The 11,554-nt window shown below is 65.9% G+C and carries 10 protein-coding genes; 2 read left to right on the top strand and 8 right to left on the bottom strand.

Annotation, left to right across the window (positions count from 1 at the left end; all coding sequences use genetic code 11):
• Positions 1–5: 5 nt before the first annotated feature.
• The 8 genes from M4578_RS01380 to M4578_RS01345 form a co-directional block, all read right to left on the bottom strand.
• Positions 6–947 carry a GAF domain-containing protein gene (locus tag M4578_RS01380; protein ID WP_258091641.1) on the bottom strand — a complete coding sequence of 314 codons (942 nt, stop codon included), beginning with the start codon at positions 945–947 and terminating at the stop codon, positions 6–8.
• A 72-nt stretch (positions 948–1,019) separates the two neighbouring features.
• A complete protein-coding gene (locus tag M4578_RS01375; RefSeq protein WP_258091640.1) occupies positions 1,020–2,714 on the bottom strand; it encodes an ABC transporter ATP-binding protein in 1,695 nt (564 codons plus the stop codon).
• 114 nt (positions 2,715–2,828) lie between these two features.
• A complete protein-coding gene (locus M4578_RS01370) occupies positions 2,829–3,908 on the bottom strand; it encodes an ABC transporter permease (protein ID WP_258091639.1) in 1,080 nt (359 codons plus the stop codon).
• 111 nt (positions 3,909–4,019) lie between these two features.
• Positions 4,020–5,381 carry a CmpA/NrtA family ABC transporter substrate-binding protein gene (locus M4578_RS01365; RefSeq protein ID WP_258091638.1) on the bottom strand — a complete coding sequence of 454 codons (1,362 nt, stop codon included), beginning with the start codon at positions 5,379–5,381 and terminating at the stop codon, positions 4,020–4,022.
• 272 nt (positions 5,382–5,653) lie between these two features.
• Positions 5,654–6,829, bottom strand: a complete 1,176-nt coding sequence (locus M4578_RS01360; RefSeq protein WP_258091637.1) for an ABC transporter substrate-binding protein — start codon at positions 6,827–6,829, stop codon at positions 5,654–5,656.
• Positions 6,826–7,410, bottom strand: a complete 585-nt coding sequence (locus tag M4578_RS01355; RefSeq protein WP_258091636.1) for an ANTAR domain-containing response regulator — start codon at positions 7,408–7,410, stop codon at positions 6,826–6,828. Before M4578_RS01355 ends, M4578_RS01360 begins: the two co-directional genes overlap by 4 nt.
• A gap of 118 nt (positions 7,411–7,528) precedes the next feature.
• The gene (locus tag M4578_RS01350) at positions 7,529–8,353 is read right to left on the bottom strand and encodes a GNAT family N-acetyltransferase (RefSeq protein ID WP_258091635.1); all 825 of its coding nucleotides are present in this window, start codon (positions 8,351–8,353) and stop codon (positions 7,529–7,531) included.
• Positions 8,350–9,039, bottom strand: a complete 690-nt coding sequence (locus M4578_RS01345) for a GntR family transcriptional regulator (RefSeq protein ID WP_258091634.1) — start codon at positions 9,037–9,039, stop codon at positions 8,350–8,352. Before M4578_RS01345 ends, M4578_RS01350 begins: the two co-directional genes overlap by 4 nt.
• Before the next feature lie 249 nt (positions 9,040–9,288).
• On the opposite strand from M4578_RS01345, the gene M4578_RS01340 reads away from it, so the two are divergent.
• On the top strand, positions 9,289–10,260 hold the full coding sequence (locus M4578_RS01340) for an ABC transporter ATP-binding protein (protein WP_258091633.1): 972 nt from the start codon (positions 9,289–9,291) through the stop codon (positions 10,258–10,260).
• A gap of 68 nt (positions 10,261–10,328) precedes the next feature.
• On the top strand, positions 10,329–11,554 hold a 1,226-nt coding region (locus tag M4578_RS01335), incomplete at its 3' end, for an ABC transporter substrate-binding protein (protein ID WP_258091632.1).

The following is an 11,554-nucleotide window of genomic DNA, read 5'->3' as shown; positions in this document are numbered from 1 at the left end:
TCCTCTCAGACGTACCAGGCGACGATATGGGCGATGGCGCCATCGTCGTAGATCGGGACCGCGACCATGCTGTCGTAGCCCTCGGTCAGCTTGGGGCTGCCGGTGAAGATTTCCGGCAGACCGCTGGCAAGCACCTTGCCGATATTGCCCATATGGGCGCCGACGCGGCGCGGCTCCTGCTGCGTGTCGTCGGTCCAGAGCGGCCCCTCGCGCTCGCAGATCCCGTCCACGAGAATCGCGGCCTTTTCCTTGCCGACCTTGACCGGACGGGCGTCCCACATCTCGAAGCGGCGGGCGATGGGGGTGCCGCGCGCGGAAAGCAGCGTCAGCACGAAGGTTGCGCCCGAGGGCACCGGCACCGGCATGCCAAGCCCGGTGGTCAGCCCCGCCTTGCCGGCGCTGTCGGCGCGGATAAAGCGGTAGCCCGAGCCCAGATCGCGGAACAGCATCGGCGTATCCGAGGACCAGACGCCCCCCGGCAGGCCCTGGCCGCGCGGGAAATGCGTGTGCTGGCTGACCCATTCGAAATGCTTGGCGGCGCCGTAATAGCCGTCGTCTAGCATCATGAGCCCGTCTTTTTCTTCCCAGACCTCGATGGCGCCGGTGCGGTTCTCGTCATCGCCGCAAAGCACCACCAGAACCGCCTTCAGCGTCTTGCCGTCGAAGATCGGAAGCGCCACGGCGCTGGTCAGCCTGGCCTCGGCGGCGGCCTCGATGCGCTTGAAATAGCTGCCGTCAAAGCCTTTCAGAACCACGGGGCGTTCCTCGGCCCAGGCCTTGCCCGGCAGGCCCTCGCCCTTGCCGAAGCTGACGGCGCGGGTGGCTTCCTCGAAGGCGGCAAGCGCGCCGTAATTGCCCGTCGCGAGAACCAGACGGTCCCCCTCGGGCACCCAGATCTCGGTGACCTGGATGAAGGTTTTTACGGGTGCGTCCACGACTGTGTCCATGATCTTGCCTCCCTTTCAATCGCGATGGAGAGGTTGCGTTGGGTCGCGCCCCGCTGCCGGGGCGCCTGCCTTTCAGGCGGCTTTCTTCTTCTCGGCTTTTGCCTCGGATTTCCCGTGCTTGCCGTGCTCGTATTCCTCGAGGAAGTTCAGAACCTGCTCGCGGTAGAGATAGTAATCGGGGTGTTCGAGCAGCGCCTTGCGGGTGCGCGGGCGGGGCAGGTCGACATCGACGACGCGGCCGATGGTGGCCTGCGGCCCGTTGGTCATCATCACCACGCGGTCGGCCAGCAGGATCGCCTCGTCCACGTCATGGGTGACGCAGATCGCGGTGACCTTGGTGCGTGACCAGACTTCCATCAGCACTTCCTGGAGCTCCCAGCGGGTGAGGCTGTCGAGCATCCCGAAGGGTTCGTCGAGCAGCAGCAGCTTGGGCGACAGGGCAAAGGCCCGCGCGATGCCCACCCGCTGCCGCATGCCGTTCGACATGTCGGCGGCGCCGCGGTCCATGGCATCGGCCAGACCCACGCGTTCGAGATAGTATTCCACCACCTCCTGCCGTTCGGCCTGCGTGGCCTTGGGATAGACCTTGTCCACGCCGATGGCGCAGTTCTCGCGCGCCGTCAGCCAGGGGAAGAGGTTCGGCGACTGGAACACCACCGCGCGCTCGGGATCGGCGCCCGCCACATGGCGGCCGTCGAGCTTGATGGCACCCTTGGAGATGCTGTTGAGCCCGGCGGCCATGGTCAGCACCGTGGATTTGCCGCAGCCCGAATGGCCGATCAGCGAAATGAACTCGCCCTTGTTGACCTTGAGGTTGAAGTCCTCGACCACGGTCAGCGGCCCTTTGGGGGTGGGGTAGATCTTGTGCAGCTGCGAGAAATCCAGGAAGCGTTCCTCGATCATGCCTTCCTGCGCCTGCGCCACGGCGGCGGGGATGTCCGAGGCGACGCCATGGATCGGCATCACATCGGGCAGGTGGCGGGTGCCCTCGGCCTTGGCCTCGATCCCCACATCCATCAGGTAATTGGTGACCTGGGCGCGCAGGCGCTTGAAGGTCTCGTTGTGGTTCATCTCGCCCCGGTCGCGCGGGCGTTCGATGGTCACCGGAAATTCCTCGCCCAGCGTGCCATCGGGGTTCAGCGCGATGATGCGGTCGGCGAGCATGATGGCCTCGTCCACATCGTTGGTGATCAGCACGCAGGTTTTCTTGTCCTGCTCCCAGATATGCTCGATCTCGTCGGCGAGATTGGCGCGGGTCAGCGCGTCCAGCGCCGAGAGCGGCTCGTCGAGTAGCAGAACCTCGGGGTTCATCGCCAGGGCGCGGGCCACGTTCACCCGCTGGCGCATGCCGCCCGAAAGCTCGGCGGGGCGCCGCAGCGTGGCATGCGAGAGGCCCACCATCTTGACGTAATGCCCGACCTTTTCGGCCTTTTCCGCCGCCGGCATGTCCGGGAACACGCTGTCGAGCGCAAGCTGGACGTTGCCGTTCACCGTGAGCCAGGGCATCAGCGAGTAGTTCTGGAAGATCACACCGCGCTCGGGGCCGGGGCCGTCGATCTCGGTGCCCTTGAAGGTCACCTTGCCCTTCGAGGGCTTTTCGATGCCCGCCATCAGGTTGATCAGCGTGGTCTTGCCGGAGCCGGAGAAGCCGAGGAGCACGAGAAACTCACCCTCCCGGACTTCCAGGTCGATGTTCTTCAGCACGTCGGTCTTGTGGGTGCCTTCGCCGAAGCTCTTGGACACGTTGTCGAACTTGAGGATGCTCATGGCGTTTCCTTTTTGGGCTGTCGCTTCGCTACGTGAGCGCGGGTTTTTCGCGCTATCGCTTCGCTGCTTGAGCGCGGTTTGTGTCGCGCTATCGCTTTGCTACGTGAGCGCCGCTTACCGGTTGTTCGAGAAGGTGAAGAGGGACTGCAGGGCGAACATCACGCGGTCCAGCAGGAAGCCGATGATGCCGATGGTGAAGACCGCGACCATGATCTTGGCGAGCGAGCTAGAAGAGCCGTTCTGGAACTCGTCCCACACGAACTTGCCGAGGCCGGGGTTCTGGGCGAGCATCTCGGCGGCGATCAGCACCATCCAGCCCACACCGAGCGACAGACGCAGGCCGGTGAAGATGAGCGGCAGGGCTGAGGGCAGCACCAGCTTGGTGATCTTGGTCCAGGTGTTCATCTTCAGAACCTTGGAGACGTTCACCAGATCCTTGTCGATGGAGGCCACACCCAGCGCGGTGTTGATCAGCGTCGGCCAGAGCGAGCAGAGCGTCACGGTGATCGCCGAGATCACGAAACTTTTCGCAAACAGCCCCTCGCCGGAGGAGAGCGCCGAGACGATCATCGTCACGATGGGCAGCCAGGCCAGCGGCGAGACCGGCTTGAAGATCTGCACCAGCGGGTTGATCGCGGCATTGGCATAGGGCGAGAGACCGGCGAGGATGCCGAGCGGGATTGCCACGGCGGAACCGATCAGGAAGCCGAAGAACACCGTCTTGATCGAGGTCCAGATCTGTTCGTAGTAGCTCGGCGCGCCGGTATAGGCGACATTCTTGACCTGATCGGCCTTGCCTTCGGCAATGAGTTTTTCATTGCGCTTGGCCACCATCTCCTCGAATTTCTCTTTCTTCGCGGCTTTGGCTTCGGCGTCTTCATGCAGGTTCACCGCCTCTTCCCAGACCTCAACCGGGCCGGGCACGGCGCCGAGCGAGGTCTGCACCTTGGGCGCAAGCGTGCCCCAGAGCAGCAGGAATGCAACGATGGCGAGCAGCGGCACGCCGAGCAGACGCCAGATGTCCTTGATCTGGGCCTTGGGGTTGTCGCCGGCGGCGGCTTTCAGGATCGGGGTGACCCAGCTCAGACCGAGGACCTGGAACCAGGCGTCGGCCTTGTTGATGCGGGTGAAGAGGCGGGCCTTGCGGGCTTCGCGCTCGGCTTCACGGGCGTAGTCGGGATCGACGGTTGTCATCAGAGGTGTCCTCGGGGCGGTCTTATTGGGGGAGGGTGGACGGATGCGCTTAAAGATGCATCCGTCCCGTATCTTGAGGATGCGCCTCTGCGGCGCATCCGCGAAGGGAAATCAGCCCTTCACCTCGGTGCCGACCACGGTCTGCGCAGCTTTCAGGCCGATCGGCAGGCTTTCGAGATAGGCGTTGGGCGCCTTGCCGTCGTAGGGGATGCCGTCGATGATGTCGGCGGCGGGCGTCGGCGCCTTGTAGCCGTCGGTGTCCCAGGGGAAATCGGCCTCATTGGCCAGACCCTCGTCGACCAGCGCGCGGGCGGCGTCGAGATAGATCTCGGGCTTGTAGACCGACTTGGCGACCTCATCGTACCATTCGTCGGATTTCGCCTCGGCGATCTGCCCCCAGCGGCGCATCTGGGTCAGATACCAGACCGCATCGGAGTAGTAGGGGTAGGTCGCGTTGTAGCGGAAGAACACGTTGAAGTCGGGAACCTCGCGCTTGTCGCCCTTTTCGTATTCGAAGGTGCCGGTCATCGAGTTGGCGATCACCTCGGCGTCGGCGCCCACGTATTCCGGCCGCGACAGGATATCGACCGCTTCCATGCGGTTGGCGTTGTCGTTCTCGTCGAGCCAGATGGCGGCGCGGATCAGCGCCTTGACCACGGCCTTGGTGGTGTTCGGATACTGCTCGGCGAACTCGGCGGTGATGCCGAAGACCTTCTCGGGGTTGTTCTTCCACAGCTCGTAATCGGTGATCACCGGCACGCCGATGCCCTTGAACACGGCGGCCTGGTTCCACGGCTCGCCCACGCAGTAGCCGTAGATGGTGCCGGCCTCGAGGGTGGCGGGCATCTGCGGCGGCGGGGTCACCGACAGCAGAACGTCGGCGCCGATCTGGCCCGAGATGTTCTCGGTCGAGTAATAGCCCGGATGCAGACCGCCGGCGGCCAGCCAGTAGCGCAGCTCGTAGTTATGGGTCGAGACCGGGAACACCATGCCCATGTTGAAGGGCTTGCCTTCGGATTTGTACTTTTCGACCACCGGCGCCAGTGCCGAGGCGCTGATCGGGTGCTGCGGCTTGCCATCCGCGTTCATCGGGATGTTCGGCTTCATCTCTTCCCAGACGGCGTTCGACACGGTGATGCCGTTGCCGTTCAGGTCCATCGAGAAGGGGGTGATGATATGCGCCGCGGTGCCGTAGCCAATGGTGGCGGCCAGCGGCTGACCCGCCAGCATATGGGCGCCGTCCAGCTTGCCGTCGATCACGCCGTCGAGCAGCACTTTCCAGTTGGCCTGGGCTTCGAGCGTCACGAACAGCCCTTCGTCGAGGAAATAGCCCTGCTCATAGGCCACCGCGAGTGGCGCCATGTCGGTCAGCTTGATGAAGCCGAAGGTGAGCTCGTCTTTTTCCAGATCCTGCGCGAGCAGGGGATTGGCCAGCGCGGTGGTGGCTGCGAGCGTGAGGAGAAGTTTTTTCATTCTTCTGATCCGTCCCTTGGATGCGCCCGGGTCACGACCCTGGGCAAAACAAAAAAGCCGCTGACTCACCACGACGGATGTCGCAGCAGTCGAGCGGCTTTGCTCAGAGATCCCAATCTTTGGGAGAATTTCGTGACCGGGGCGCCATTGCCCAAGTCGTGGAGCCTCTATGCCCGCGACTCGGCTAATGGGGCAAACGAATTCTTCGCCTCAGGTGCATGTTTTACCGGGTGGTCAGGATTTCGATGCTGCGGCTGCATAAAAATGCGCCGTCAGATCTGGCTTGGCTCAAAAATGCGGCCATCGAAAAACGAATCCGGACCGAGCGACATCCGTCCCGACACCGAGGCGACGGCGGTGGGCTCGCTCAATGCGCCCTCCATCTTGGCGGAGGCGGCGGGCAGTTCGGCGCGGGTGGGCGTCAGCGCCTGCCGGTAGATATCGCTGCGGAACACGGCGCGGGCAGCGCGGGCGGCGCTTGTCCGGTCGAGCCCGGTGCGCGCGGCAAGCTGCATGCCGATCCATTCCGCCTGACTGCGCCATGGGAAGGTGGCGCTGTTGTGGTGAAACTCCACAAAGCCCGGCACCGTGCGTTCTTCGCCCTGCGCCGAGATCACCAGCCGCCCGGTCAGCGCGCGGTCGAGGATTTCCGAGGGCAGGTCGAGATATTCCGGCCGGCTCAGCAGCTCGGCGGCGAGCATCGGCGAGCCCGGCTCGGCCAGCCAGCGCCCGGCGCGCCAGACCGCGCGGATCAGCCGCCCCATGAGTTCGGGCTCGGCATCGGCCCAGTCGCTGCGCACCGCCAGCACCTTTTCCGGCGCAAAGCGCCAGATCGCGTTGCCGGGCAGCAGCAGCGTGCCGACGCCGTTTTCCACCGCCATCGAGCCCCAGGGCTCGCCCACACAGAAGGCGTCGATCTCGCCCGCCTCCAGCGCCTCGGCCATGAGCGAGGGCGGCACGGTGCGGATGTCGACGCTTTGCGGCGCGGGCATGCCAAGGGCGGAGAGCCAGTAGTACAGCAGCTCCGCATGCATGGAGAAGGGGAAGGGCACGCCCAGCCGCAGCGGGCGGGCGGCATGGGCGATGAGCGCGGCGCCCGCGGCGCGGGCATCGTTGAAGGCGAAGTCGTGGCCGCCCGCGCGCATCCGCGCCGCGAGCTCGTTGCTGACCCCGATGGCGTCGCCGTTGACCGACAGCACCGAGACCGCCGACAGCGGCGTGCCGGTGCCGCCCAGCCCCAGCGCGGCGGCCACGGGCACCGGCGACAGCATATGCGCCGCCTCGACCCGGCCGAAACTCAGCATGTCGCGCACCGAGGACCAGGAGGGCGCGCGGCGCAGGTCGATGGCAATGCTCTCCTCGGCGGCAAAGCCCATCTCATGCGCCACGATCAGCGGCGCGGCATCGACCAGCGGCAGGAAGCCGACGGACAGCGTCGCGGCAATCATCCCAGAAGCCCCGCCGCCGTCACCAGCGCCGCCGCCACATCGGCGACGCGCTTGCCCTGGTCCATCGCGGTCTTGCGCAGCAGCGCATAGGCCTCGTCCTCGTCCACGCCGCGCGCCTTCATGAGCATGCCCTTGGCGCGGTCGATCATCTTGCGTTCCTCCAGCGCGCGCTTGGTCTCGGCCAGTTCCGTGCGCATGCGCTGGAACATGCGGAAGCGCGCGATGGCCGCGTCGATGATCGGTTTCACCCGCTGCGGTTTCATCCCGTCGACCACATAGGCCGACACCCCGGCCTCGATGGCGGCATCGGTCAGCCCGGCGTCGTCGCGATCGACGAACATGGCCACCGGGCGCTCCATCGGACCCGAGGCCAAGGCCAGCTCTTCGAGCATGTCGCGCGAGGGGCTTTCGATGTCGATCAGCACCACGTCCGGCATCAGCGCCTGGATCTTGCGCGCAAGCCCGGTCGGTTCGGAGATGACATGAATATCGTAATCCCCCGCTTCGCGCAGGCTGTCTACGATCAGCAGCGCGCGGTCGCGGTCCGGCTCGACGACAATGATCGAAAGCGGGGCACTCATGGCGCCAGCAACAGCAATCTTTTGCCGGCAAGTAAAGCGGTGCGCGGCCGATCAGCCCGGAAAGCGGGCGGGCTGCCTATTCTTTGGGCGGGTGGCGGTAGAGTGCCGCCCGCCGGGCTCACCCCAGCTCCAGCGTGGCGACACCGAAAAGCTGTGTTGTGGCAACGGGAGGCGTGCCGCGATACATGCGCGCCGTCTCGAAGGTGGCGGCAAAGCCGCGCGCCTCTAGCGCGGCACGAAACGCCTGCTGCGGCGCGGGGACATCGACGATGTAATGCGGCGCGCTCAGCGCCGCTGCGGCGGCATCGGCCAGCGCAAGCGCGGCCTCCAGATCGGGGGCGATCACCGGCCCGACCTTGCAGCCCGTCCGGCAGAGCCGGGCTGTGGCAAACCCGGCGGGGCCCGCCGGGCCGTCGAGCAGCACCGTGCGGCGGGTCTCCGCCGCCTCCAGCCAGGCGGAGAGAAAGCGCGGGCGGGTGACGCCGTTGGCGTCCGCGTCCAATGCCGCGAGGGCGGGCAGATCCTCCGGCAGAGCGGCGCGCAGGGGCAGGGCGGCGGGTCGTTGCGCCGCGCCCTCCATCCGTGTGGTGGCCCCGGTCAGCACAAAGCCCGAGCGTGCGTAATTCGCCTGCTGCGCCGCCACCCCGTCGAGCCCCACCGTGCGCCCGCCCGCATGGGCCAGCGCATGTTGCCAGAGCGCATAGCCCACGCCCTTGCCGCGCCAGTCCGGGCGGCAGAGGTAGAGGCCCAGAAAGGCGAAGCTGTCGGAGTGGGCGACCACGGAAATGGCCGCCACCGGCGCGCCGTCGCGGAGGGCGACAAAGAACCCCTCCGGGTCGGCGGCGCGAAAGGCGGCGGCGTCCTCAAGGCCGGGGTTCCAGCCTTCCTCCGCCGCCCAGTCGAGCATCAATGCGACCTCGTCCGCCGTTGCCACGCGCATCATTCCGACAGCGCCTCTTTCAGCGATTGCGGCACCGAACCGCGCGCGCGCAGGTCGAGCGAGGTCAGCAGGTCGAGCAGATGGCTTTTCATCAGCTCTTCGGCCAGCGGCCCGTTGCCCGCCGCCAGCGCGCGGAGCAGCGCGTCATGGGCGTGGCTTTCGCACAGCGCCGCGCGGCGCTGCCAGTAAAGCGCGATGATCAAAGACGAGCGCGAGACAAGCTGGGTGATGAACTCGGCGATGGTGTCCTGATCGGCGATGCGGGCGATCTCGATGTGAAACAGCCCCGACAGATGCAGCGCGCGGCCGGTGTCGCCCGCGTCGAGCGCCTTGTGCTCGTCGTCGATATGGCGTTGCAGCAGCGCGATGTCGGCCTCGGTCATGCGCTCGGCGGCGGAGCGCGCGGTGCGCGGCTCGAGCAGGGCGCGGGCCTCGAACACCTCGCGGGCCTCTTTCACCGTGGGCTGCGCGACAAAGGCGCCCCGGTTGCGCCGCAGATCGACCAGATGCATATGCGCGAGCTTTTGCAGCGCCGCCCGCACCACGGTGCGGCTGACGCCATAGACCTCGCCGACCTCGTCCTCGTTGAGTTTCACGCCGGGCGCGAGCCGGTGCTCGTGGATTGCCGCCGCCAGCCTGGCGACGATCCGTTCGTCGCCGCTTTCCTGTTTCTGCGCCTGCCGCGCCATTGTCGCCGTCCTGCTTCGTTGCCGCACAAGAATGCGCGTCGTGCCGTGATTCTCAAGCCATCGGGCGTTCAAAGAGAATTGTGATCATTATTGTATACGATTTATGCGGCAATCTTGTGCGCAATGTTGTCTCGTGCGCCTAATCGGTGAGCTTTTGCGGGCTGGGGGGGAGGGCGGGCGCAGAAAAATCTTCGGTTTGCGGCGGGGCGGGCGCCACCGTGAGGTCAGGGCGACAACGGGAGCTGCCGGATGCGGACGCAGGACGATCTTGAACTTGTGCACCTGACCAAACGCTATGGCGACACGGTGGCGGTGCGCGACATCAACCATGTCTTCAACAACGGCACCTATGTCTGCCTGCTGGGCCCCTCGGGCTGCGGCAAATCCACCACGCTGCGGATGATCGCCGGGCATGAAAGCGTGAGCGACGGGGCGATCCTGCTGAAAGGCCAGAACATCGCGCCGCTGCCGCCCGCCAAGCGCGGCACCGCGATGATGTTCCAGAGCTACGCACTGTTCCCGCATCTGTCGGTGCGCGACAACGTGGCCTTTTCGCTGCGCATGAAGGGGGTGGACAAGCCCACGCGCCACCGCGCCGCCGACGAGATGCTGGAGCTGGTCGACATGACCCATCTGGCGGCGCGGCTGCCGGCGCAGCTTTCGGGCGGCCAGCAGCAGCGCGTGGCGCTGGCGCGCGCGCTGGTGACCAAGCCGCGGGTGCTGCTGCTCGACGAGCCGCTCTCGGCGCTGGACCCGTTCCTGCGCATCAAGGTGCGGGCCGAGCTGAAGCGGCTGCAGCGCGAGCTGGGCATCACCTTCATCCATGTGACCCACGGCCAGGACGAGGCGCTGGCGCTCGCCGACGAGATCGTGGTGATGAACAACGCGGTGATCGAGCAGGCGGGACCGCCGCGCGATGTCTTTGCCGCGCCGCGCACCGAATTCGTCGCGCGCTTCATGGGCGGGCACAATGTGCTGTCGCTGAACGGCGCGCGCTATGCGCTGCGCGCCGATGATGTGCAGCTGGCGCCGCAGGGGCAGGCGGCGGTGGTGCGCACGGTGGAATATCAGGGCCATCACGTCGCGGTCACCGTGACCATGGGCGAGGAAGAGGTGCTTGCCTATGTGCCCGAGGAGATTTTTTTCGAAAATCCGAAAACCCCCGGCGACGCGGTGAGCCTCGCCTGGGAAGAAGGGCGGCTGCACCGCCTCGAAGCCTGACGGGCGTCCTGCCCGCAGAGCCCATCACGACAGATCGAAGACGACCGACCAACGGAGAGAGGAATACCATGGCCAAAGTCGGATATACCCGCCGCGCGCTGCTCAAGGGAGGGGCCGCCGCCGCTGCCGCCTCGGCGCTGCCCGCGCCGATGCTCTGGGCGCAGGAAACCAAGAACATCGTGCTGCGCCAGTTCGGCACCGGGGTGTCGAACCTCAATGAGGTGGCGCAGAAGGTGAAAGAGGATCTGGGCTTCACGCTGGAGATGACCGCGCTCGATTCCGACAGCGTGACCCAGCGCGCCGCCACCCAGCCCGACAGTTTCGACATCGCCGATATCGAATACTGGATCTGCAAGAAGGTCTGGCCGACCGGCAACCTTCAGGCGATGGATACCTCGAAGATCGCCAATTACGACAAGATCGTCGGCATCTTCCGCTCCGGCAAGCTGACGCCGGACTCGACCATCGCCCAAGGCACCGCGCCGCACAGCGTGGGTTTTGTCGAGGGGCCGGGCGCCACCAGCTTCGCGGCTGAGGAAACCGGCTGGATGACGCTGATCCCGACGATCTACAACGCCGACACGCTGGGCATCCGCCCCGACCTCATCGGCCGCCCGATCTCGAACTGGTCGGAGCTTCTGAATCCCGAGTTCAAGGGCAAGGCCTCGATCCTCGACATCTCGTCGATCGGCATCATGGATATGGCCATGGTCTGCGAATCCATGGGCGAGATCACCTATGGCGACAAGGGCAACATGACCCGCGAGGAGATCGACAAGACCTTCGCGATCTTCACCGAGGCCAAGAAGGCCGGCCAGTTCCGCGCCTTCTGGAAGACCTTCGACGAGAGCGTGAACCTGATGGCGTCGGGCGAGGTGGTGATCCAGTCGATGTGGTCGCCCGCCATCACGGCGGTGAAATCGCGCGGCATCCCCTGCGTCTACCAGCCGCTGGAAGAGGGCTACCGCTCCTGGGGCGGCGGCATCGGCCTGTCGAAATCGCTGACCGGCATGGAGCTGGATGCGGCCTATGATTACATCAACTGGTATCTCGACGGCTGGGTCGGCGGGTTCCTGATGCGCCAGGGCTATTATTCGGCGGTGCCCGAGACCTCGAAGAACTACATGTCCGAGAACGAATGGGGCTACTGGTTCGAGGGCAAGCCCGCCACCGGCGACATCACCTCGCCCTTCGGCGACGTGCTGGCCAAGGCGGGCGAGAGCCGCGACGGCGGGTCGTTCTACGACCGCATGGGGGCCGTGGCCTGCTGGAACGCGGTCATGGACGAGAACCA

The sequence above is a fragment of the Salipiger pentaromativorans genome (assembly GCF_024721115.1).
In the GTDB taxonomy this organism is placed as follows: domain Bacteria; phylum Pseudomonadota; class Alphaproteobacteria; order Rhodobacterales; family Rhodobacteraceae; genus Salipiger; species Salipiger pentaromativorans.
The sequence above is the reverse complement of the archived record's forward strand: the minus strand, read 5'-3'. Positions and strand labels throughout refer to the sequence as shown.

What these genes read in the sequence shown, in the direction of transcription:
- M4578_RS01380 (WP_258091641.1), bottom strand. Translation starts at nt 947, where the DNA reads ATGGACACAGTCGTGGACGCACCCGTAAAAACCTTCATCCAGGTCACC.
- M4578_RS01340 (WP_258091633.1), top strand. Translation starts at nt 9,289, where the DNA reads ATGCGGACGCAGGACGATCTTGAACTTGTGCACCTGACCAAACGCTAT.
- M4578_RS01375 (WP_258091640.1), bottom strand. Translation starts at nt 2,714, where the DNA reads ATGAGCATCCTCAAGTTCGACAACGTGTCCAAGAGCTTCGGCGAAGGC.
- M4578_RS01355 (WP_258091636.1), bottom strand. Translation starts at nt 7,410, where the DNA reads ATGAGTGCCCCGCTTTCGATCATTGTCGTCGAGCCGGACCGCGACCGC.
- M4578_RS01370 (WP_258091639.1), bottom strand. Translation starts at nt 3,908, where the DNA reads ATGACAACCGTCGATCCCGACTACGCCCGTGAAGCCGAGCGCGAAGCC.
- M4578_RS01345 (WP_258091634.1), bottom strand. Translation starts at nt 9,039, where the DNA reads ATGGCGCGGCAGGCGCAGAAACAGGAAAGCGGCGACGAACGGATCGTC.
- M4578_RS01350 (WP_258091635.1), bottom strand. Translation starts at nt 8,353, where the DNA reads ATGATGCGCGTGGCAACGGCGGACGAGGTCGCATTGATGCTCGACTGG.
- M4578_RS01360 (WP_258091637.1), bottom strand. Translation starts at nt 6,829, where the DNA reads ATGATTGCCGCGACGCTGTCCGTCGGCTTCCTGCCGCTGGTCGATGCC.
- M4578_RS01365 (WP_258091638.1), bottom strand. Translation starts at nt 5,381, where the DNA reads ATGAAAAAACTTCTCCTCACGCTCGCAGCCACCACCGCGCTGGCCAAT.